This window comes from Vibrio marinisediminis (assembly GCF_014050145.1).
Classification (GTDB): domain Bacteria; phylum Pseudomonadota; class Gammaproteobacteria; order Enterobacterales; family Vibrionaceae; genus Vibrio; species Vibrio marinisediminis.
This window is the reverse complement of sequence record NZ_JACFYF010000001.1, coordinates 90,101-113,565: the sequence shown is the minus strand read 5'-3', so window position 1 is coordinate 113,565 and position 23,465 is coordinate 90,101. Positions and strand designations below refer to the sequence as shown.

At 42.0% G+C, this 23,465-nt stretch carries 19 protein-coding genes; 12 read left to right on the top strand and 7 right to left on the bottom strand.

Features of this window, described 5'->3' with window-relative positions; all coding sequences use genetic code 11:
• Positions 1-3: 3 nt before the first annotated feature.
• From H2O73_RS00530 to H2O73_RS00520, 3 genes are all read right to left on the bottom strand, one after another.
• Complete coding sequence (locus H2O73_RS00530; protein WP_182105478.1) at positions 4-2,331, bottom strand: fimbria/pilus outer membrane usher protein; 2,328 nt, start codon at positions 2,329-2,331, stop codon at positions 4-6.
• An 83-nt stretch (positions 2,332-2,414) separates the two neighbouring features.
• Positions 2,415-3,080, bottom strand: coding sequence for a fimbria/pilus periplasmic chaperone (locus tag H2O73_RS00525; RefSeq protein ID WP_182105476.1), 666 nt, complete (start codon positions 3,078-3,080; stop codon positions 2,415-2,417).
• Between the two features lie 70 nt (positions 3,081-3,150).
• Positions 3,151-3,723: a hypothetical protein gene (locus tag H2O73_RS00520; RefSeq protein ID WP_182105474.1), complete on the bottom strand. Its 573-nt coding sequence runs from the start codon at positions 3,721-3,723 to the stop codon at positions 3,151-3,153.
• 485 nt (positions 3,724-4,208) lie between these two features.
• Here H2O73_RS00520 and H2O73_RS00515 point away from each other — a divergent pair, with 485 nt between their 5' ends.
• Together H2O73_RS00515 and H2O73_RS00510 are read left to right on the top strand one after the other, a co-directional pair.
• Positions 4,209-4,880: a response regulator transcription factor gene (locus H2O73_RS00515; RefSeq protein WP_182105472.1), complete on the top strand. Its 672-nt coding sequence runs from the start codon at positions 4,209-4,211 to the stop codon at positions 4,878-4,880.
• Positions 4,881-4,893: 13 nt separating this feature from the next.
• Positions 4,894-5,787: a sensor domain-containing diguanylate cyclase gene (locus H2O73_RS00510; RefSeq protein ID WP_182105470.1), complete on the top strand. Its 894-nt coding sequence runs from the start codon at positions 4,894-4,896 to the stop codon at positions 5,785-5,787.
• 34 nt (positions 5,788-5,821) lie between these two features.
• On the opposite strand, the gene H2O73_RS00505 is transcribed toward H2O73_RS00510, so the two are convergent.
• Positions 5,822-6,163, bottom strand: coding sequence for an Hpt domain-containing protein (locus H2O73_RS00505; RefSeq protein WP_182105468.1), 342 nt, complete (start codon positions 6,161-6,163; stop codon positions 5,822-5,824).
• Positions 6,164-6,386: 223 nt separating this feature from the next.
• Here H2O73_RS00505 and H2O73_RS00500 point away from each other — a divergent pair, with 223 nt between their 5' ends.
• The 3 genes from H2O73_RS00500 to H2O73_RS00490 all read left to right on the top strand — a co-directional run bounded on the left by H2O73_RS00500 (position 6,387) and on the right by H2O73_RS00490 (position 10,868).
• Positions 6,387-8,267, top strand: a complete 1,881-nt coding sequence (locus tag H2O73_RS00500; RefSeq protein WP_182105466.1) for a DUF294 nucleotidyltransferase-like domain-containing protein — start codon at positions 6,387-6,389, stop codon at positions 8,265-8,267.
• Between the two features lie 32 nt (positions 8,268-8,299).
• Complete coding sequence (locus H2O73_RS00495; protein WP_182105464.1) at positions 8,300-9,013, top strand: 3'-5' exonuclease; 714 nt, start codon at positions 8,300-8,302, stop codon at positions 9,011-9,013.
• 190 nt (positions 9,014-9,203) lie between these two features.
• A complete protein-coding gene (locus H2O73_RS00490) occupies positions 9,204-10,868 on the top strand; it encodes a BCCT family transporter (RefSeq protein ID WP_182105462.1) in 1,665 nt (554 codons plus the stop codon).
• Positions 10,869-11,194: 326 nt separating this feature from the next.
• Here H2O73_RS00490 and H2O73_RS00485 read toward each other — a convergent pair whose 3' ends face one another.
• Positions 11,195-13,609, bottom strand: a complete 2,415-nt coding sequence (locus tag H2O73_RS00485) for a hybrid sensor histidine kinase/response regulator (protein WP_182105460.1) — start codon at positions 13,607-13,609, stop codon at positions 11,195-11,197.
• Between the two features lie 37 nt (positions 13,610-13,646).
• A complete protein-coding gene (locus H2O73_RS00480; RefSeq protein ID WP_182105458.1) occupies positions 13,647-15,065 on the bottom strand; it encodes a DUF3131 domain-containing protein in 1,419 nt (472 codons plus the stop codon).
• A 465-nt stretch (positions 15,066-15,530) separates the two neighbouring features.
• Here H2O73_RS00480 and H2O73_RS00475 point away from each other — a divergent pair, with 465 nt between their 5' ends.
• Positions 15,531-15,785, top strand: coding sequence for a hypothetical protein (locus H2O73_RS00475; protein ID WP_182105456.1), 255 nt, complete (start codon positions 15,531-15,533; stop codon positions 15,783-15,785).
• Positions 15,786-15,877: 92 nt separating this feature from the next.
• Here the strand turns inward: H2O73_RS00475 and H2O73_RS00470 are convergent, their stop codons facing one another.
• On the bottom strand, positions 15,878-16,870 hold the full coding sequence (locus H2O73_RS00470) for a hypothetical protein (protein WP_438696029.1): 993 nt from the start codon (positions 16,868-16,870) through the stop codon (positions 15,878-15,880).
• A gap of 202 nt (positions 16,871-17,072) precedes the next feature.
• Between H2O73_RS00470 and H2O73_RS00465 the strand changes: the two genes are divergently transcribed.
• From H2O73_RS00465 to H2O73_RS00440, 6 genes are read left to right on the top strand one after another with little or no spacing between them, the layout of a single operon-like run.
• Positions 17,073-18,326, top strand: a complete 1,254-nt coding sequence (locus H2O73_RS00465; RefSeq protein ID WP_182105454.1) for a PP2C family protein-serine/threonine phosphatase — start codon at positions 17,073-17,075, stop codon at positions 18,324-18,326.
• A complete protein-coding gene (locus H2O73_RS00460; protein WP_182105452.1) occupies positions 18,278-18,610 on the top strand; it encodes an STAS domain-containing protein in 333 nt (110 codons plus the stop codon). The genes H2O73_RS00465 and H2O73_RS00460 overlap by 49 nt, the downstream gene beginning before the upstream one ends.
• Before the next feature lie 11 nt (positions 18,611-18,621).
• Positions 18,622-19,743, top strand: coding sequence for a nucleotidyltransferase family protein (locus tag H2O73_RS00455; RefSeq protein ID WP_182105450.1), 1,122 nt, complete (start codon positions 18,622-18,624; stop codon positions 19,741-19,743).
• 19 nt (positions 19,744-19,762) lie between these two features.
• A complete protein-coding gene (locus tag H2O73_RS00450; RefSeq protein WP_182105448.1) occupies positions 19,763-20,245 on the top strand; it encodes an ATP-binding protein in 483 nt (160 codons plus the stop codon).
• 44 nt (positions 20,246-20,289) lie between these two features.
• Positions 20,290-22,146 (top strand): glycosyltransferase family 2 protein, encoded by a 1,857-nt coding sequence (locus tag H2O73_RS00445; protein ID WP_182105446.1) that lies wholly within the window; start codon positions 20,290-20,292, stop codon positions 22,144-22,146.
• Positions 22,136-23,452: a DUF3131 domain-containing protein gene (locus tag H2O73_RS00440; RefSeq protein WP_182105444.1), complete on the top strand. Its 1,317-nt coding sequence runs from the start codon at positions 22,136-22,138 to the stop codon at positions 23,450-23,452. Before H2O73_RS00445 ends, H2O73_RS00440 begins: the two co-directional genes overlap by 11 nt.
• Positions 23,453-23,465: the final 13 nt, after the last annotated feature.

Sequence of the window (23,465 nt, the reverse complement as noted above, 5' to 3'; positions counted from 1 at the left end):
TAGCTATAAATTCGCACTGACAGGCACAACACCAAGATCAATAAATACCTCGTCACTGACTTGTTGCTGAGTGATTTTTAGCTCAATGGGTTGTGCCACATTGTCGTAAAAATAGACTTGATAATCCCCTTCAGGCAATACGTCGAGTTCGAAATTACCCATTTCATCGGTAAAGAATGGGTAGGTTTGCTTAGAGCCTTTATCTCTAAATTCTCCAACGATATCAGCCATTGGCGCTTGCTGCTGATTGTGGAAAAATCCACTGACAAAGTAGCCTTTTTTGATGAGTATTTGATGCGCTGAACCGCTATATAACCCACCAAACGCGACAAATTCACCTTGTTTTAGCTCTTCGTTAAACTCTAGGTTGTCGCCGCCGACTTTAACTGTTTTGTGCCCATCGTTGCGCACAGGGACAATGAGGCTTTCTTGTCCGCCTTCTTCGGCTGGGATGATTTGAATACGTCGATATTGGTCATATTCAAGTGCATATTTTTCAGCGTGTTCTTCGGGTATGGAAACAATATTAAAGCTACTTGTTACCGGTGATGTCCATACTACGTTGCTACCTGCCCAAGCGATGGCGGTATCGGCACCAACGCTAATGGTTCGGCTGCTGGATTCTTGTGACACGTTGCGTGAGGAGTAGCGCCCATTCCAAGTGACTTTGTCACCATACCATTTCCCATAGCCATCAAAGCCATCATATTGCTCATCTTTATATTTGGCTGATGCACGCCAATAGTAATCGGTTTTGTATTGAGAAGCGGATACCTCACTTTGATACTCATCAACCCCGCTGTTATAGGATGTGCGAGTTGATACGCTAACGTCATTCCAGCGCAATGGCAGTGAAATGGTCAAATATAGGCTGCGGTCAATGGTGTCATTATATCTTTGCCAACGTAAATTGAGGCTTGTGCTAACAAGTTCGTTGATTCGATAGCTGGTATTGACGGATGCTGATTGCTTCGTGGTCCCTTGATCATTAAATTGATGCTCAAGATTGAAAGAGAGATAACCGATATCTAAAGGGGTTTTAATTCCAGAACTTAGACCGATAGTGTGGTTAAGAGGCGCCTCGTCAGAGGTTTTGTTGATGCCATAGCGAAGTGAAATACTTGAAAGATTGCGGTCAAATAACTCGCTGGCATAGAACTGGCTTTGGACATCGTAAATTTTTGAATTTTCGAGCTCACTGAGTTTGCCATCTAAGGTTATAAAGAAATCTCCCACAGCAAAGCTTTGTTCAATTGAGTAGCGTTGTAATTCTTGCCCAATAAGTAGTGAAGAAGAGAGGGTCCACCAATCAGTAAGGCCAAAGGAAACCACCCCTTGGGTATTCATACTATCTGTATCTATCTTTTTCTCGCCGTTATCTTGATAGATCTGTTCAGCGCCATAGACCCACTGTGTTTCAATATCCCCTTGTAGGAGTAGTTGTGGGTGATCCACCAAATTAAAAAATCGTTTTTGCTCAATGCCGCTTTGGTCGATATAGCTGACTTCAACATCATTCACCCCTTGCTCTAACGGCAAATCTTGTAGGTTATATTGTCCAGCCGCGAGTCGAATTGTCCGGTAATCTTCACCGTTGATACGAATGGTGACTAGAGATGTAGATTCTAAGCTGAGGGGCACGATATTAGGTTTACTAATATTTTCAATGTATTCAGGTTGATATGAGTAGGAAAGCCCGAATAAATCTCCGCTGGGTAATGATGCGATCTCGGTTTCGGTTCGATAGTCTCCAAATTGAATGAAACCGGCGCGATTGGGTAAATTTGCCATTAATCGTGAGCGATCTCTTAACCAGCTGCCTTGGTTAGTGAAATGATTGTAAGTATAGGTGTGTCCATCTTCTAAGGTAATAGCACCAAAGGCTGCGGTGGCGCGAGTCGCGACTTGTGAAGCCGAATAATCTGTTTCAACCAGATTGTGAGTATGAGACCAATAAGTGTTCAACGCCCCGCTAAACAGCGCAGGTTGAACATGTGGAAGATTGTTTGGTGGCTCTTTATTACCAGCGGGTTGTAAAGGGATCTCAATTAGTTTTCGTTCAGATACTGGCACAATAATAGAGATGAGTAGCTCATCGACATTGTATTCACTAGACCAACCAATTTGCTTAAAGTCAGCTTCAGTCACTATTCTATCTTGTAGCACGCTCCTTAATGTATCCAGCCTAGTGGCATCGACCGAACGAGCCAAAATAGGTATTAATTCATTCCCTTCCAATGCCCAGTACTTTTCTCGCTCATCATCAAGGTAACCCGTGATTTCAGCCCTTTGACCGACAATATCCACATCAATTGGCAGAATCATTTCCATAGCGAATGCAGAAGGTGCTACACACGCAGTGCAGAGAATTAGTGGGTTAAATGAGCGCGAGACCACCATGATAAAAGAGCATCTTAGTGTGTAACAATTTCAGCTAAATCATATGAATTAGCCTTGCTAGAAAGGGGTATGAAAACCTTACTGTTGGCAAGCATATTGATATCAGGCAGTGGTTGGTCATAGATAACACTCTGCTCTCCGGAAGTTAGCTTCAACTTCCAGTCTTGAAGGATAATGTGTTTGTTTCCTCGATTGGCAAGAGCTAATTGAGGACCTTCATTTCCTTGCGTGAGATTGGCATTAAGACGGGCTTCCGCGTTTTTAGGCGTAACATAAAATGCAGTATGGAAGTTAAATTTTGCGTTTAACTCAGATTTTTCGCTTTCCGTAACATCGCGATCTAGCTGCATAAAAACCACTCGAAATGCTTTTTCTTGCTCGATGTTTCGTTTGCCTAGGTAAATCACCTTAATGCGTTTTTTCTGTTGAGGCTCGAGAATGATTTTTGATGGGAATACACGGATTTCTTTGGTTTCCTCTCTGAGCTCTTCCCCCATAGAGTTAATTGTGCGGGTTGCAACTTTAACAACGTACGCAGCTTTGCGGTCAGTTAAGTTTTCTAAGGTATAACTGGCCGACTTCTGCTTGGTACTAATAGTTTGAGAAAGGGGGGAAATGTTAAAGTTGGCTTGAACTGAACCAACAAACAGCATTAGCATTATAGTGCTTAAAAGACGCATAAGTTCCTCCTTAAACAGCGTGTTTGATGTTACAAGAAAATAGGGGGCATAACCCCCTAATTCCTTTTGACTATAAAGGAGTGAGATCAAACGTGAGTGTTTCAGTGTATTGACCTGCGTATGTGAATTCTTCACCCGCTGCCAATTTCATCAATAATTTGAACTCTGCGCGTTGAGTATCTACCCCTGAACCAACAAGGTAGCGAGTGTTGCTAGCGATATTTGTTGCAGACGTAAAGTCACCGCCAGAATTGTCAAAATTATCAGACCCGTTGTTTTCTAAAGTATAATCTACGGTTCTCGGTCCTCCATTTCCTGACAAGTCATTGTTACTTAAAGTCCCGTTTGTTGCGACAACATGAACATCGAATCCGCCAGAAGAATTACACTTAGCTCTACCTGTAATACTTTGCCCACTGGTTTTAAGGTCATTTAATTCGCTGTGTACATAATCATCACCTAGTCCATTGCCAACATCGCCACCAACTGAGCCATCAGTACCGACTGCCCACAAACCGATATTACATTTGGGTTCGATATTTTTAGTTAGCGTGGTTGAGGCTGCGGTAACGTCAGGAGCTGCACTTACTACAGAGCTTCCAATTACGGCTAGGATTGCGGCTGTGATTGCTACATATTTCATAATTAGTCCCTTTTATCCTTTTATTGATTCAAGCAAGCTGTCTTAGTTATATGAAAGACAAAGTAATGATAAATATAAAAAGAAAAACGCGAGTTTTAATTAAGTTCTATTTGTAAGAAGGAATCCGATCCAAAAGTAGTAGTCTGATTTGTCAAAAATGATGTTTTTGTAACTAACGAAAAATAAATATTGTTTGAAGGAAATAGCGCTCGTTTAAGGCATGTATTTTTAACCGTATGTATCTAAAGAATAAAAGTATCAGTTACTAGGATAAAGAGGTTAGAGATAACGTAATGCATATGTTTAAAAAACAATAACCTAAAGGTTTAGACTGGGTTTTTATTCGCTTTTGTGATCTAACTGTATGATATTTAGGTGTTAATTGTTTTTGTGGTCCAGATCGTGTTTTTTTGTGAGTGATGTGTTGAATATCACGTAGGTCGATCTAAGATTACTGTGTCTATTGGCTGGTAAGTGATAATTTAATGAGCATAAAAAATACAAACTTAGTATTACTAGGTCATCTAAATATACAAAATCGAGTGCTTTACGATACGTTGGCAAAAGTACAAGGAATTTCGGTCACATTAAAGTCTTGCGAAGATTTTAATATGACCAACAAGATGGATAATAATGATGTATTACTAATTGAATTCAGTGACATAGAGGGAATAAATAACTTATTAGAGGTGGGGATGTTGATAATTTATAATATCCCAGATGATGTTTCAGAAGTCCAATTGATCAAGATGAAGAATTTAAAGGGGGTGCTTTTTAAAAGCTCGTCTCATGAGCACCTGATAAAGTGTATTGAGCATGTTAGCCAAGGGGGTATGTGGCTACCTCGGCAACTGATGGTTGCTATGTTAAAGAATCTCTTAATTACCACGGCGCCTTCTCATGACATATTGGATCTTTTAACCAGAAGAGAGCAACAGATACTGCAACGTTTAGTTAATGGTTACTCCAATCAACAAATTGCTGATGAGCTGTTTGTAACAGAAAGTACGGTTAAGACTCACGTTTATAAACTGTATAGGAAAATTAATGTTCGTTGTCGCCGTGAGGCTATTTCGCTAATGAAACAAAGGCATAAACGTAGCGATATTGAACAAAATCCCAATTTTATTGCGAATACAGTTTTAGAGTACACATGATTGGGTATCTGTTATGGAAGACGTAGGGTTTAAAGATGTTTTTGAACGATGTCCTTCGGGAATCGTGATCACTGATTATCGGTTAAAAATTATTGATGCCAATGAAGCGGCGCATAGAGTATTAAGTATGGATTCGTTGCTTGGACGATCGCTGGCAGAGATTTTTGATGAAGTATCAAAAGTCCATATGATGACATTTTCTCAATATCTCAGTTCTGGAAGGAAGCTCTGCTTGGATTGTCGATTTAGTACCTCTGAAATGGATGGGTGGTGCGAGCTTTCGGCAACGAAGGTGAAAGGAAACAACACAGAAGAAGACGTTATTATTTGGAGTCTTGCGGACATCTCAATCCATAAACGACGCGAATCTGAGTTAGAGAACCTCGCTTACTATGACGGCTTAACGGGTGTGTATACAAGGTACTATTTTCTTCACTTGGCAAATTTGCATATGGATAAGTTTGGAATAGAGAAGCAGCCTTTTTGTGTGCTGGTATTAGATCTTGATAAGTTCAAACAAATTAATGACCGATATGGTCACAGTAAGGGTGACGAAATTTTGCAGAATTTTGCCTCGATTACCAAAGATAAACTTAGAAAAAGTGACTTGTTTGGAAGAATTGGCGGAGAGGAGTTCGCGATCTTGTTGCCGAATACAACTGAAAGAGTGAGTTTAGCTATTGCGAATAGAATTTGTCATGAAGTTGAGCGCTTTTTTGTTCAGATGAAAATTACGGTAAGCATAGGAATAGCTTCAATTTTTGATCGGCAAGATAGTATTAAAAATGCGCTGGAACGCGCGGATGTGGCATTGTATGACGTTAAACGTAATGGCAGGAATCATGCACTGCTCAGCAGTACGAAAGTACGAACAACAAATGAATTCAACAACCGTCGAGAGCGCTAAGTTTCTCATTAAAATTGACTCATTAGTCGGTTCACTAGTCTGAAATGTCGTTTGATAGATAGTGCTGAACTTGAAATTGAATTGCAGAGAGTTCTATTTCGGCATCATCGAGATCTTGCTTACTTGGTGTTTTGCCTGCTTGAGTATCATGTTCTATACGCTCTAATATTTGGCTAGCACTTTCCTCACCGATCACTCTTAACGTGCCTTTTAAACTGTGGCTTAGCATATACAGTTCCGACCAATTCTGTGTGTTGTAATAGGTGGCGATTTGATTTTCGGCGTCAGAAAAGTCTTCTAAGTAGGTGGTAAGTAATGCGACAACGACGTCGTTGTCATCGTCGACAAGAGATTTGATGACATTGAAATCTAACATTTTATTCTCACTTAATAGTCGTATTTATCTAGTTAAAACGTAGGTGTTCAATTGTATAAGTGCAATGTGGCATAAGATATTTATTTGGTTTTGTTAATAAAAACAAATTAGAGATTGATAAGTATGGCGTTATAAATGAGTTAGGGCGCTAAATTGTTATTGCTTCATAGCAAACATGATGATATTTATCACTGAAATATCGGCGAATCACGGAATTAATAGAATGGAAGCTGAGCAACTAGAAGTACTCAATTTCATAAGCCAATACCCCCCTTTTGATGAACTCTCTGAAGAACGCTTAAGAGAACTCGCTCTCAATGTCGAAGTAGCCTACTACCGCGAAGGTAGCGATGTCTTAAAGTTTGGTGACACCATTCGTGATCTTTATATGGTGCGAAGTGGTGTCGTTGAGGTTTTCCGTCGTAAAGGTGAGTTGTATAACCGAATTGATGCTGGTGGTCTGTTTGGTCAAATGGGTCTGCTGATGAATAATCGAGTGAGGATGCCTGTGAAGGCCATTTCCGATACCTTGGTTTATTGCATACCAGAAAATATTTTTAACCAGCTTTGTGATGAGTCAGAGAGCTTTGCGGATTTTATGGAGCTTGAAGACAGCGCTCGCCTAAGAACCGCGATCTCCAACTCCTCTGAAGGGAATGATTTTACCACAGCTAAGGCGCGTAAAATTCTTAGCCGCGATCCGGTAACCTTAGATGCGACAGCAACTATTCAACAAGCTGCCAATCTTATGGCAGAAGAGAACGTAACCGCGCTATTGATCGTCCGCCCTGCGGATGAGCTTACAGAAGAAGACGATGATCAGCTATTAGGTATATTGACCGATCGAGATCTCTGCATTCGCGTTATTGCTCAAGGTATTGAAACCAATTTAACGGTGGGCGAGGTAATGAGTACCGACGTGGTGTCGTTGGATTTCAATGCCTATGTATTTGAAGCCATGTTGACGATGCTTCGTTATAACATCCATCATTTACCGATTTTGAAAGATAAAAAACCAGTAGGTGTGATTGGTATGACGGACATTGTTCGTTATGAATCACAAAATAGCCTATTGCTGGTGAGTTCTATCTTTCAGCAGACAACCGTGGATGACCTTAAATTGGTTGCAGGGCAAGTGAAAGATTGCTTTGTTCGCATGGTCAGCGAAGACGCCAATGCACACATGGTCGGTAGGGCAATGTCGGTGATTGGCAGCAGCTTTAAGCAACGTCTCGCTGAATTAGCTGAAATGGAGTTAGGTCCCGCACCGATCCCATATTGTTTATTAGCAATGGGGTCGATGGCGCGTGACGAGCAGTTGATAGTGACTGACCAAGATAACGCCCTAATTCTCGACAACAGCTATGATGAAAAGATACATGGTGAGTACTTTGCACAGTTCGCCAAGTTTGTTTGTGATGGATTGGCGGCTTGCGGTTACACCTATTGTACCGGAGACATCATGTCAACGAACCCACAGTGGCGTAAAACTCGTGCTGAGTGGGAAGAGTGCTTTGCCAGCTGGATTGATAACCCTAACCCGGAACGTTTGCTTAATAGCTCCATATTCTTTGATTTGTTAGGTGTTTATGGTCGCGTTAAATGGGCGGAGCAGTTGAGTAGTTTTATTGTACGCCGCGCTAAGCGTAACAATCGTTTCCTCGCTGCAATGGCATACAATGCGATTCGCCGTACTCCACCGTTAGGTTTCTTTAAAGATTTTGTGATGGAAAAAGATGGCGGTCATCGCAATTCAATTAACTTGAAACGACGAGGCACTGCGCCAATGGCGGATTTGATCCGTGTACACGCTTTGGCTATTGGCTCGCGAGCGCAGAATTCATTTGAACGCTTGGACGACATTAACGACGCGGGCATTCTACCTAAAGGTCGTGGAATGGACTTGAAAGATGCAATGGAACTGATCTACATGGTTAGGATTCGCCACCAAGCGTTAGACATTGAAAATGGTGACGAGCCAGACAATAACATTGAGCCAGAGCATATGTCTGATTTTGAGCGTCGCAACTTGAAAGCTGCGTTTCAAATTCTGAGCAATGCACAAAGCTTCATTAAATTCCGCTACCAAAGAAGCGGCAAGTAATGATGCCTTTTGAGCATTGAAAAGGAGCAAAAATGCATATTGATACGTCTGCGACACCTGATTGGGTAAAGCGTTTTGAGCAACTGGAAAAAATAGCTAAAGACCCTCGGCTTAAAGAGTTCTATGCGCAAGGTGTTGTTGATGCAAACACACCATTAAAAGAGGTTCCATTTGTTGCATTGGACTTTGAAACCACAGGTCTCAACGCCCAAGAAGACGCGATTTTAACCATAGGGCTAGTACCGTTTACTTTGGGGCGGGTATATTGCAATGGTTCGGCGCATTGGGTGGTTAATCCCAACAGGGAACTTAATGAGGAATCGGTTATCATTCATGGTATTACCGATTCTGATGTTAAAAATGCACCACAGTTGGAAGCGATTCTCCAACCGGTACTGAGGGCATTGGCGGGAAAAATCGTTGTTGTTCACTATAAAAACATTGAGCGTCAGTTCTTCAATCAAGCGCTGCTTAACTGTATTGGTGAAGGTATTGAGTTTCCGGTCGTGGATACGCTTGATATTGAGTACGCAATTCAAAGAGAAAAGTGTAAAGGTGTCATGAATTGGTTTAAACGCAAAAAGCCAGCTTCTGTGCGTTTAGGGCAATCTCGGGAACGTTATGGTTTGCCTGCGTATCAACCTCATCACGCCTTAACGGATGCTTTGGCAACGGCCGAATTACTTCAAGCTCAAATACAATACTATTTTCAGGAAGAGATGCCACTTAGCACAGTAATGCAATAAAATGTGTTGTTTTTTGTTAAAAATAAAGTGCAATATTCGACGGTAAGGCTTATCATCTCGCCGTCTTATAAATGATAAATATGCATATAGTTTCATTATATTCTGAGCGATTGGGTCAGAAAGAACCATTTTTCTCAACTACAAGAATAATAAAACTTCACCCCTGGTCACGTTTTTAAGGAGATAATTCGTGAGCACTGAAAACAATGGTGGGATTCAACGTCCCGACGGTAAAGTTAACGCTATCGATACTGACTATCAAATTGGTCAAGATAACGTTGCTTTAAAAGTAGGTCCATTCGGTTTAGATATTCACAACCGAGTATTCGCAATTTCTGGCTTAGCCATCATACTTTTTGTCGTGTTTACACTGGCATTTAGAGAGCAAGTAGAACCATTTTTTACCGGGCTACGTGGCTGGCTAACTTCAAGCCTTGATTGGTTTTTCCTCGCTTCAGGCAACGTATTCGTCGTTGTTTGTTTGGTACTTATCGTTACTCCTCTTGGTCGAGTTCGAATCGGCGGTACCGAAGCAACACCTGATTATACCTATGCTGGCTGGTTAGCCATGTTATTTGCTGCAGGTATGGGTATCGGCTTAGTTTTCTTTGGTGTATCAGAGCCAATGTCGCATTTTAGTGCGGCGTTAGGTGGCGTGAACATTGAAAACGGTGTTCGTACCGACTGGTCGCCACTAGGTGGTGCCGTAGGCAATGAAGAAGCTGCCTCTGCTTTAGGTATGGCTGCGACGATTTATCACTGGGCATTGCACCCATGGTCTATCTACGCGCTGCTAGCGCTAGGTTTAGCCATCTTCTCATTTAACAAAGGTCTACCGCTAACTATCCGCTCTATTTTTTACCCTCTATTTGGTGAAAGAGTGTGGGGTTGGGTTGGTCACGTTATTGATATTTTGGCTGTTATTGCGACAGTGTTTGGTCTTGCTACCTCTTTGGGTTATGGCGCATCACAAGCAGCAACGGGCTTGAACTACCTGTTCGGCGTTCCAATGACAGACACGACGCAAATCGTGTTGATCGTTGTGATCACCGCAATGGCATTAGTGTCAGTAGTAGCGGGTCTTGATAGTGGTGTTAAACGCTTGTCTGAAATCAACATGGGCTTGGCGGCACTGCTACTGTTGTTCGTGATTGTTGTTGGACCAACGCTGGCTATCTTTACGGGTTTCTTTGAAAACATTGCCACTTATATCGTTAACATCCCAGCGCTATCAATGCCATTTGATCGTCCTGATGTGAACTTCTCACAAGGTTGGACAGCGTTTTACTGGTCATGGTGGATTTCTTGGTCACCATTTGTTGGTATGTTTATCGCACGTGTATCTCGTGGTCGTTCTGTACGTGAGTTCATTGTTTGCGTTATTTTGATCCCGTCGACAGTGTGTGTGTTATGGATGACTGCCTTCGGTGGTACAGCGATTAGCCAATACGTGAATGATGGTTACCAAGCGGTTTTCAATGCTGATCTACCTCTAAAACTGTTTGCGATGCTTGATGTTATGCCATTATCTGAAATTACTTCAGTTGTCGGTATTATTCTAGTTGTGGTGTTCTTTATTACATCAGCAGACTCAGGCTCATTGGTTATCGACACTATTGCCGCTGGCGGTAAAGTCGATGCACCAACACCGCAGCGTGTGTTCTGGTGTACGTTTGAAGGTTTAGTAGCAATCGCATTGCTTCTTGGTGGTGGCTTGGCTGCCGCGCAAGCGATGGCGGTAACCACAGGCTTGCCATTTACTATCGTGCTTTTGGTTGCGACAATATCTTTGATTAAAGGTCTAATGGATGAACCAAGACCGAAATCGAAAAAGTCTAAAAAAGCTATTGCTTAAATAAAAAAAGAGCCGCATAAAGCGGCTCTTTTTTTCTCCGAGGTTCAGCAAAATACTCGGAGTTCCAGTCGGCAAGCGAAGGTTCTTTTTATTTTGTCTAAACTAAAAATACTCCCGTTCCGCGTTCCTGTAAAATGCCAAAATCTAATTCACTTTATTTCACTGGCGAAAAGAATTTAAAAGGGAGCCGCTTCTCACAAAGTAGTAAATAGTGACATCTATCGTTACATTTTTAATCAACTAATACCTCATTTTGTAGAGGAATAAATCACCTGTAATTCTGTGAACTTACAGTGTGACTATTAAGTTAATTGTGACGTTACTAGCTAAATATACTTTTCGAGTACAGAATAAAGCTTATCCTTTCTCAATGGTTTTGCTAAATAATCATCCATTCCTACATCGATACATCTCTTAATATCTTGGTCAAGCACACTGGCGGTTAATGCGACAATAGGCGTTGACGGTAGGTTATTCTGTTTCTCGTGGATTCGTATCTCTTGTGTTGCGGTAAATCCGTCCATTTCTGGCATCATACAATCCATCAGTAATACCTGATAACGATGACCTTGCTTTATTTTGTTTAGTGCTTCCAATCCATTATTGGCGATGTCGTATTGATAACTTGCCTTTTTAAGAAAAAGTGAAACCACTTGTTGATTGACGCTATTGTCTTCGACAATTAATACTTTGCCATTATGTTTTGTTTCAGTAGATGGATATTGTATTTTAGCACTGTAATGAAGCATTCGTTCGCGTAACGCTTCATTAGATTGTGTAATAGCACTGATTAAGCGTGAACCTAAGATTGGGTGTTTGATAATACCGTCAACCTTATCCTCATACTCAAAGCCCACTGAATCAAAGGTTTGCAGAATAATGATAGGTGTAGAGGGCGAAAGCTTTTGCAGTTGCTCAATGCTATCCAGTGTTTTTTGGTTATCTCCATGGAATAAGAAAAATACGTCGGAATCGACACTGTGGGAAACGTTACCCACTCGAGTAACTCTGGTTATGCCATAAAACAGTAATGATTGTTCTAAGTCATCCGCGAGTACTTCGTTATCACAGACAATACAGGCATGTTCGGCAACCGAAGCTTGTTTGCGTGGAATGCGCTCAAGTACCTCGACAGGCAGTGTGAAGAAAAATCGGCTGCCTTTGCCTTTCTCAGATTCTACTTGCAACTTACCACCCAGTAGCGTTGCTAGTTGACTACTGATGCTTAACCCGAGTCCTGTACCGCCAAAGTTACGCGTAATTGAGCTGTCTTCTTGTTTAAACGGGGAAAAAATATCGTTAAGCTTGTGTTTATCAATACCTAGCCCTGTATCGGACACCGAAAAAGTAAGTAAACATTCGCCGGCATTTATCCTAGTGTCGAGACTGATTGTGACGCTACCTTGGTCAGTAAACTTCACTGCATTGGAGACAAGATTCATTAAAATTTGGCGCAAACGATGCTCATCAATTTTGACGTTATATGGTGTCTCTCTACAGATCTCGACGATGAGTTTGATGTTTTTTTCTGACGCTTTAACCGCGATCATGGCTGCGGTATCGTAGATGGCATCTCTCACATCAGCAGGGTAAGGAGTAATTTCAATATGCCCTGATTCAATTTTAGAAAGGTCGAGTACATCATTGATTAACATTAATAATGTTTGTGATGAGGTATCAATAGCGTGGAGGTAGTCAGGTTGATTTGGTGTGAGAGTGGTGTCTGCGATAATTTGTGACATACCAATAATACCATTTAACGGCGTTCGTATTTCATGGGACATATTGGCTAGGAATGTGCTTTTTGCCTTATTTGACAATTTAGCTTGAGCTTCAGAGCTGACTAATTTTCGTTCTAAGCGCGTAATTGACCAGGTGGCGTAGCTGAGGACAATAATCAAACTCACTAATAATACCATCATGATGATATGGGTCTTTTCTTCTATATCGTCAAGTTTTTGCTGGATCTGCGCCGGAATGTGTTGGTGCATGGTTTCAAGTATTGATTCCACATCATGAATCTCTCTTCGCAAAGACCCGTGTAAGCCTGAGGTATGGTTATATCCCAGCTGTTGGTACGCTTGTTGAAGTTGGCTAAACTTTTGCTGATAGTTCAAAATGGCTTTCTGAACGTTCTCTTCATCACCATTAGATAAAAAAGATAACTTGAAAATTAAGTTTTGAGCATTTACCAACTGTTCAGAGTCAAAGGTTCGAAAGAAATAGTAGGTACTTTCTTGAAGATCGATGATGGTTTGATCGTATCGTTCATCTCCTTTAAGTAGCATGACTTTTTCCAAGTCAAACCAAGCATTTTTAAGCTCTTCAATCAGTCCGGTTTTATTTTCACCTTCTATCAGTAATTTCTGTTTAGCAAGTTGCTCGAAAATAACCCAGTAACTATCGATAGATTGAATAATATCTTTTGCTGAAAACTGTAATCCAAATTGGTGTTTATTGAAAAAACTATCGATTGTTTTAATATTTTGCTTAAGTTCATCAACTTGCTCTTGTGTATTTTTGATGTATTTAGAATCGACACGGCTTAAGAAGTCTTTCTCTTGACGGCGCATATCAAGTAACAGCGCTTCAGAATGAGAAATCGAATATTGTAATGCTCTTAATTCAGTTTCAACGCCCTTGTAATGGTGATTCAAAGCTTCAAATGAAATGACTAAGCCAAGAATGAGCACGCTCGCAAGTAGCATTTGCAAACGGATTGAGTGTTTGATTGTCGCCATGACGTTTAAACTGTATTTTATTGTTGGTATTCAAAGCCTAGTCGATATTTTGTTGAGTGCTATGTTGTTGAGATCGCTTCTGTGACCTGTAGATAGGTTTGCTGCCATTGCTCTTATACCAAAGCGCTACCAGAACTAAAGAGTTGGTATTGATGTTAAAAGCGGTGTTTGCTCCGCCATTCTCATATTGTCCCGTTGGTATACTTCGAGTGTGGAGGCTATTGTTCAGCACTGTTGTCGCCAGTTCTTGGCTGAACTCATCATTAAATAAAACACTAAAACCAAATGCTATTTTGTGGCTAAATATCTGTGGGTTTTCAATGACTTTTCCACTAGGACTAACACTGGTCCATGGCTTACCGTAGTAATACAAATTGTTGTATGCAAACCAAGGATTTTTATTCATCGCATCTTCGGCATAGCTAAAGAGTTTGCCTTTCTCCTTTGACCTGAATTTGTGCAGCGCATAGATGGTGTTGATTTGGTTCCAATCGCCTTCTTGCCCCGTTTCAAGGCTAGCCAGTACATAAGGGTCACTGGTTAAAAATGGCACATTGCGCGTGTCGACTAGAAGCTCTGTTCCCGATACTTCGACTGATTTCAGATACTGGTTCAGTTTGGGAAGGGGCAGTGAGTAATTAAAGAGTTCGAACCCCGTAGCCGCATATTGTAAATAACCATGGCGTCCTTCTTGTCGATAGTATTCCTGGCCCTTATAAAAATTAGCACCATAAAGCGTCCCGCCATTGATGGCTCGTTTAAGTTGCCACGTATCTAGTAGGTGAGTGATTTCTTTTTCAAACTCAGGATGTTGCTGGGTCATGATTTTGAGCCAAATCAGCAACCTGCCAATATCGAGGGCTGACCAGCCATTACCGTTGGTATCAGCTTTACTTAGCCTACCTGACGGTTGAGCTGTTTTGGTACTGTATTCTCGGTTTGGTAACCAATCTTTATATAAAGGCATCGCCTGTAAAGTGTTGAGAGTTTGCTTTAGTTCTCGGTGTGCTTGTTCGGGCTCTTTTAGCTCAAGAGCTTCTAATGCGAGGGTTGCAGCGATGCCACTGGCAATATCCCACATGGTGGTATGCGGATAACCTTGTACTGAATCCCACAACCCCGTCTGGCGTCTATTACGTTCAAAATAATACTGAGCCTTCTTTGCAAGCAACCGTTCGTTACGAGTGAGCTGGTAGATGGGTTCGGATTCGTTAGTTAGCGCAATATTGTTGTGAGTATCGTTGTGTGCTTGGCTGTCAGCAGCGGTTTGAATTGGCGGAGCAATTACACGCCGATGAAATAACGTGGCTTTAGGTTTTTCAGTGGTTGGTTGCGCGAGGCTTCTTTGACCATAAAAACTGATACTTTCGTCCTGACTGTCATCACTCGCCATACTTGATATGGGCAAGCTGATATGTAGCCCAGCAATAATTAAACCAGCGAGATACCTAGCCATTCAGTCAGCGATTCCACAGTCAAATAATCCTAAGGTAATGATAATACAAGATTTGCCATATGCTATTGGAACAAGGTTTTTATTTGGTAGATGCCAACGGCTCACCGAAATAGTGGGCAGTGAAACCCCATTGAGAATGTAATTGATTACTGGGGTTGGCGCGTTAGCCATTTATGAAATAAGTGAGAAGTATCAACTAGTTTAAGCGCGATGTTGAATTTCAGGGTCTATACTCAGAGATATAATCATATGCAACAGAGTTGACTTGGCTATGGTTCACCCTATCAACAATCCGTTTGATGCGCTGCTTATTGGTGTATTGATTTAGCGACCTGACATTGAGTTGAGCTTTGGAAAAATTGAATGAGGTTCTAATGGCAAAGAGGGAGCCCATTTTGTGCTTTAATCTAAGTCCCTTAAGAAACCAATATTAAAATCTACTAATAGAGCGATACGGGAGATGCAATGAGTGAAGAAATGATTTTTTGGCTTAGCTTTTATGTGTTCTTTATGTTGCTCACCACTTTAGTTGGTATTTACAAGAAAAACACGGTGGCGGGGATTTTGCTCGGTTATGTGTTTGGACCTGTCGGTTTTATTTTGCTCCTCTGTAGCCAAGATCGTCGTCATGGTCGCTGTCCTCATTGCACGGCTAAAGTTGATTACCATGCTTACTATTGCCCCAGTTGTGATCAGAAATGCTATAAGCAGTTGGTGTGAAAATGAGAGAAGTCCACAAAAGTGGGTTGTCCGCTTATTGGTTTGTATTAGTCATATTAATTACCTCCAGTTATTTCTTTAATAAAAACAAGCTAGAAGGAGAAACTGTAGGCAAGGGTTATTGAGCCATTTTTGAATTGACCCGTGTCCTCACCACGGTCAGATGAGTTCCAGCGATTCCCAGAGTAATTGTTATATTGCAAAGTAATGCTGCCCGGACGCCAGTCAAAATAGCCAAATCCATAGGTGTAATCAGGGTTCCAAGGCTGTTGTTGTGATTTGTCAAAATAGTAAAACGCGGTGGCGTTGACATACCAGTTGCCGTAAATTGAATATTTGCAGCCTAAGCTAATGGTTTGCAACCCTGTTTTATAAGCGGTTGAGTCCAAATCGAAATATTCAGGTGTGTGGTTGTAATCAACTTGGCAACCAATCGCGCCCTCATTGGTAAAGCTGACCCATTCTTTGACAGGCGAAGTGATAGGGAATTTCCACCCCAAAGACCAAGTGCCTTGTTTGAAGCTGGTGGTTTTTTCATCGCTATTGGGGTTGAAGCGGTTTCCGCCATAGTTCGAATAGACAAGGCTGAGAGTGTAAGGACGCCAATCACTATACCCAAAGACGTAGGTGAAGTCGGGGTTCCATGCTTGCTGCTGCGCTTGATCCCAATAATAGTAAACCGTACCAGAAATGAACCAAGCACCCGCGATGGCATATTTTAATGATAGCGTTGAGGTTGTGTTTGCGTTTGTAGGTCCGCTGGTCGCATTGGCGGGTAGGTTGGCAGATTCGGTTTCGGTTAATGGGTGGTGATAACCAATATTTCCGCTCAGCCCGTCAAGAAATGTCCTGTTTTCCCACTCCTTGACCGGAAACTCAAAAGAGCTACTTACTCCCTTCCAAATATCATCTAGTTCATTAGGTTGGTCTACGGAGTTCGGTTTCTGATTAGAATGAGTTAATACGTGTTGTGATGGTTGTACCGCATATGGAGAAGTATTCGCGTGATATTGGTCAGCGAATGTGTTGTTCACGACAAGAAAAAATCCAGCAATAGTGCCTTGCCATCGAGTCAATTTAACCAATATTGCGTCTTCCATCACGTGTGTAGCAAATAATCGCTAAAGCTAAGAAAAACATATCAAATTATTTGCATTGCTACTGATTGAGTCTAACCTAAAGTGATAGTAGTTGCGAAATAAAGGCTTAAAAAGTGATGAAGTTAAAGCTTTGTTACTGGGTTGAAAAGTCAAAAAATAATAACAACTGATAACTATAAGGCTAGGAATGAAGGCACTTCTACTGGTTGATGACAGCCGAACGATGCTTGTATATATGAGTTCGGTACTCAGAAAAAGAGGCTTTAAAGTCTTTACTGCAATAAGTGGTGAGGAGGCTTTACAGATCTTGTCCGATCAAAATGGTATTCAATTTGTTCTTTCTGATTGGCTAATGCCAGGCATGAGCGGTATCGAGCTTTGCCAAACTCTCAAATGCCGAGATTTCGGGCGTTATATCTTCTTTGTTCTTCTCTCCTCAAAAAATGATCAAGATTCTATCGTCACTGGCATCGATGCCGGTGCTGATGATTTCGTTGATAAGAAAACCTCGGTTGAAGAGCTTGAAGCTCGTATACGAGCAGGTTTTAGAACTTTAGCATTACATAATGAAGTGGTTGAAAAGAACCGCGAGCTAGATAGAGCCTACGGAATGATCAAACGTGATCTCGAATCCGCCGGTGATCTCATCAAGCAAATCTTACCCAAACAAAAAAACTTTCCCTGTGTAGAGCTGAGTTATGTGTCGATTCCGAGTGCACAAATTGGTGGAGACATGTTGGGCTATATGCAACTTGATATGGATAACGTGGCTTTCTACTTGTTTGATGTTGCCGGACATGGTGTGTCATCAGCGTTGATGTCTTTCTCAGTGCAGCAAAGCCTTGCCGTGATGAATGGCAGTGCATCGATAGTGATGTATGGCGCAGATACAGGGCGAAGTATTGTTCCTCCAGAGTTGGTGGTGGATAAATTAAACCAAATGTATGTCAGTGGTGACAGTGGCAATCTCTATTTCACGATGATTTATGCCGTGCTGAATACTAAAAGCGGATTATTGTCGTATTGCTGCGCGGGTCATCCACCTTTAGTTCTTTATCGAGATAACCGCGACAAAGCAGAAATGATAGGGCATGACAATTTTGTTGTGGGTGCGTTTGATGATGTGGATTATCAGTCATCGACCATTCAGCTTGAACCTGGTGATAGAGTCTGGTTTTACTCGGACGGTATCACCGAAGCGGATAACGGTAAGGAACAGTTTTCGGAAGATGGTCTGCGAAATACCATCGAAAATCTTAACCAGTATTCAACTCAGCAACAGACCGCTATGGTCGTGAAATCAGTACAAGAATGGCGCCAAAATGAAAGTTTTGATGATGACGTCAGTTTACTTGTTGCTGAATGGAAAGGCGCGATTGAAGGAGATAATCAATGCGATATGAGATTAGTGAAAAAGGCAACAGCACAGTTCTACAAATAAACGAAGAACGTTTTGATGCCAAATTAGCAGCGGAGTTTCGTGCTCATGTTGAAAGTATTGTGAGTGAGTTGTCTCCTCATCTTGTGCTGGATATTGGCTCGGTGAAATTTATGGATAGCAGTGGTTTAGGCGCAATTATGGGCGTTTATAAATTGCTGAGAGATAAGCGTATTAGTGTCGCTCAACCACAAAAGCCAGTACAAGATTTATTTAAGCTGACTCGCATGGATAGGTTGATTAAAACTTACGATAGCGTGGAGTCAGCGCTAACGGAAACGGCTTAAGGGAGAAGGCAATGAAAGGCATGATCTTAGCTGCGGGTAAAGGAACACGCGTTCGCCCGATCACGCAATCAATCCCTAAGCCTATGATTCCAATTCTCGGTAAGCCAGTGATGGAGTCGATGATTGAGCTTTTTGCACAACATAACGTTAGTAAAATCGTAATTAATACCAGCCATTTAGCTGAGGTGATTGAAGGCTACTTCGGCGATGGACACCATTTTGGTGTGCAGCTCTCTTACTCTTATGAAGGGGAGCTTTTGAATGGTGAATACATCAGTAATGCACTTGGGTCTGCTGGTGGGATGAAGAAAATTCAGGAATTTTCGGGCTTCTTTGATGAAACATTTGTCGTTGTTTGTGGGGATGCATGGATTGATCTCGACCTGACTGATGCGGTTCGTCAGCATAAAGCGCTTGGCGGTATTGCGACCATTGTTACCAAGAATGTGCTGGCAGACGACGTTGAAAAGTATGGAGTTGTAGTCACGGATGCGCGTGGACAGGTCACCAGCTTCCAAGAAAAACCAGCGAAAGAAGATGCGCTTTCCACGCAAATAAATACCGGTATTTACATCTTTGAACCCGCAATTTTTGATTACATTCCAAAGGATCAGGAGTTCGATATTGGTAGCGATCTTTTCCCATTGCTAGTGGAAAAGCACGTGCCATTTTACGCTGTTGATTTGACTTTTCAGTGGCTTGATGTCGGTAATATCCATGATATCTGGGGCGTAACACGCGATATTCTTAATGGCAAAGTACCGGGCTATCGTATACCCGGCACGCAAGTCAAAGCCGGCATCTGGCTTGGGATCAATACAGTCGTAGATCTGGATAAATGCAATATTCAACCGCCGGTGGTAATAGGAAGTGGCTGTCAAATTGATGATAGTGCAACCATTATCGGTCCCGCTTTAGTTGGGGCAAATTGTGTATTGGATGAAGGCTGCCACATTCAGGAATCGCTCATTTTTGACAATATCTATATAGGCAAGCAAACCGCAGTGGCTGAGCAAACGATCTTTGGTAATTACTGCATCGGGCATGATGGAAAACCTTGTACGGATTTGAATTGGAAGCATATGCGATCTAGCCCTCGAGATAGGGTGTCAGATGTTCTTAAATCGATCTAATTATTGAAGGGAGGTAAGGATGACCAATAGCCAAATGCGGCGTTTTGGCAGTACTTACTCTAGCTCTCTTTCAGCATCGCGAGAGGCGTGCAATGAACTGAGCGACTTTTTGTTGGCAAGTGAGGTGGAATGTGAACTCGCCTCACAAGTCGAACTATGCGTAGTAGAAATGATGAATAACGCATTTATTCATGCCTACCATGAGAGAGAAGGTTTACCTATTGAATTGAATTGCGAGATCGACTCAAGCAATCCGCGAACAATGCAGATCGCCATTTCTGACTATGGCAGCACGATACCCCAGCAAGAGCTAGACAAGAAGTTGGTTAACACTTTCGTCGAACCCGATCCAGGTGACGAGAGTACATGGAATACCTCGGGTAGAGGGTTCATGATTGTGGCTAGTTTAATGGATTCAGTCGCGTTAGAAACCGATGGAAACAAAAACACATTCGTATTGATTAAGGAGTTAGTCGCTGTCTCCGATCTCGAATGTGATTAACAACAAATTGGCTAGAGATAAAAATAAGAATAGGGAGTACAAGGATGGATCACTATTTTAAGCGTTTTGAACATCGTGTTCCACCAGAGCCCGTACCACACAGCATTCCTCGTGAGTTACTGTATCAATATTTAGCGACCTGTAACTTGACGCTTGGCATTTGGTATTTGTGGTGGCGTTGGACCTTTGCATTAAATTATGAGGCGTTGTGGTTCTCCTTACCGCTTGCTTTTGCTGAATCTTGTGCGTTTATCGGTTCAATGCTATTCACTTATAATTTATGGAAGGTGCAAGACGAGCCAAGAAAAGAACCGCCCTTTAAATTAGCTGAATGCGTGCAAACCGATGAAGACCGACCAATCAGTGTTGATGTGTTTTTCCCCAGCTATGATGAAGAACCGGAGTTAGTGAAGCTGAGTATTCTTGATGCTCAGAAAATCCGTTATCCACATCCCATCGATATTAAAATCTATATTCTTGATGACGGTAATCGACCTGAGATGAAGTCAATGGCTGATGAGATGGGGATCGGTTATATCACTCGAGATGGAAATATAGGCTTTAAAGCAGGTAATTTGCGTAATGCCATGGAGCAAACCTATGGTGATTTCGTGGTTATTTGCGATGCAGATACTCGTCCTTTTCCGACGATTTTAGAAAATACGTTAGGATATTTTCGTGATCCGAGTGTTGCTTGGGTACAAACGCCACAATGGTTTTTTGATCTACCAGAAGGCGAGCGTTTACCTAAATTTCTGCAACGTAAAGTAGGCAATTGGGCGGCATCGATTGGCGCTAGCTTTGAGAAATTTTATGGTCCAGTCACCTTAGGTGAAGACCCATTTGTCAATGACCCTCAAATGTTTTATGACGTCATTCAACGTCGCCGTAATTGGGTTAATGCTTCGTTTTGTTGTGGGGCAGGCTCTATTCACCGTCGGGAAGCGGTAATGGAAGCGGCGTTAAGAGCATACGCGGTGCAAATTACTCAAGAGCAAGATGAGGTTGAGCGCCAAATACGTCGTTTAACCAAAGAGAAGCAGGTTGACCAAGATGTTTCAGACAATCTACGCGACGAAATATTGTTTGATACCGAATTTACGCCTTACAAGTTCCATGTATCGGAAGATCTTTATACCTCGATAGTATTGCACTCGGACAGTGAGAGGAATTGGCGTTCGGTGATGCACCCAAGAGTGGAAAGTAAAATGCTCTCGCCACAAGATTTGCAAACTTGGACAGTGCAGCGTTTCAAATACTCTGGTGGCTCGATCGATATCTTTTTAAATGACAACCCAATATTGCGCAAAGGATTGAACCTCAAACAGAAGTTGATGTACGGAGCGAGTTTTTGGTCAAACCTCTCGGCCATTTGGAACATCATCTTCTTAGCTTGTCCGATTGTATATTTTCTTACCTCAATCGCCCCAGTTAGTGCTTATGATGTGACTTTTTATATGCATTTTCTGCCTTATGTATTAACCGCCGAGCTGGCAATGATGGTTGGCACGTGGGGAGTGGCAGGCTTTAAAGGCAAAACAAACTTCTTGTCCTTCTTCCCTGTCAACCTAAGAGCGTTATGGACGGTATTACGCGGGCGAAAAATCAGCTTCCCCACCACGCCAAAAGAGCGCCAAGCAGGTAACTTCGTTAAGTTGGTGATCCCGCAGTCAATCGTATTCTTTGTCAGCTTATTTGCACTGATATTTGCTTGGGTTGGTTACAACACAGGTTCGTGGGGCAACTACTCTTTTGGTGGGTTAGTGCTCAATACTTTTTGGATTATAAATAACATGTTAGCGATGTGGGGCATGATGGCTGCCGCTTTCTGGGCACCGCCTTCCATTGATGAAGGTCAAGAAGCGGCAACGGATGCAGAGGAGTTGAAATATGGAGTTTAAAAAAGCGTTGGTTAATGCACGCCATCACATAGTGTTCATTTTAGGCTTGATCACCGCACTGGGAATCGCTTTTAGTATTGAAACTCGCCAAAGTGATTTGGTGTTGGGAAACATTACGTTTGAAGCACCGGAATCTATCCCTTTAAAACAAAGTCGCGTATTAACTGCGCAGGAATACCAATGGGCAAACGTGGCTTGGAAGTATTTTGAAAATAACTACCAAGATAATACGGGCTTGGTTAATTCTGTAGACGGTTATCCTTCCACGACAATGTGGGATACCGCCTCATACCTAATGGGTTTAATTGCGGCTGAAAAACTCAACGTTGTTCCAACGGATATGTTTAATATTCGTATGGAAAAAGTACTGTCCACATTGGCTCGTTTGCCTCTTGTGAATGGTAAGCTTCCTAATAAAGCGTACAACACTCAAACATTAGAAATGGTTGACTATGAGAATAATCCTAAGCAAAACGGGATTGGCTGGTCAGCCATTGATATTGGACGCATTTTGGTACCAATGAATATTTTGATTTGGCAATACCCGCAATTCAATAAACAAGTTAACGATGTGCTCACCCATTGGAGTGTTAGCGACATGTTGATTGATGGGTATTTATTTGGTGCTAGACCAAGCGGCAATGACAATGAAATGGAGTTGGTACAAGAAGGACGCATCGGCTATGAAGAGTATGCCTCTAAGTCGTTGGCGTTGATGGGGAGAGATGTATTTAATTCGATGAAGTATATCGATTTTCTACAGATGGTCGATGTGTATGGGATTGAGATCCCTACGGACAAACGTGATCCAGCCGAGTTTCATGCCCATAACTATGTGGTGAGTGAATCCTACATTTTGGATGGCATTGAATTTGGGGCTGATAGTGTGTCGCAAATATTTGCTCACCGTGTCTATGAAGCGCAACAAAGACGCTATCAAGAAACGGGGATTGTGACCGCAGTAAGCGAGGATAACGTCGACGAGGCACCTTACTTTGTCTACAACACGGTCTTCTCTGACGGAAAAACATGGAATGCGATTTCTGATGATGGCAAAGACCAATCGCACCTAAAAACATTGTCTACCAAAGCCGCATTTGGTTGGTACGCACTGTACGACTCCGATTATACCGATCTGTTAATTCAAGAAGCTGGCCAGCTCTATTCGAGTAAAAAAGGTTGGTACTCAGGTCGCTATGAGATTGATGGAAGAACCAACAAAGCAATCACCGCAAATACTAACGGAATTGTCTTGGAATCATTGGCTTATATTGAAAATGGGGCATTGCTAACCATAGGTGAATAATAACAACTAAGGA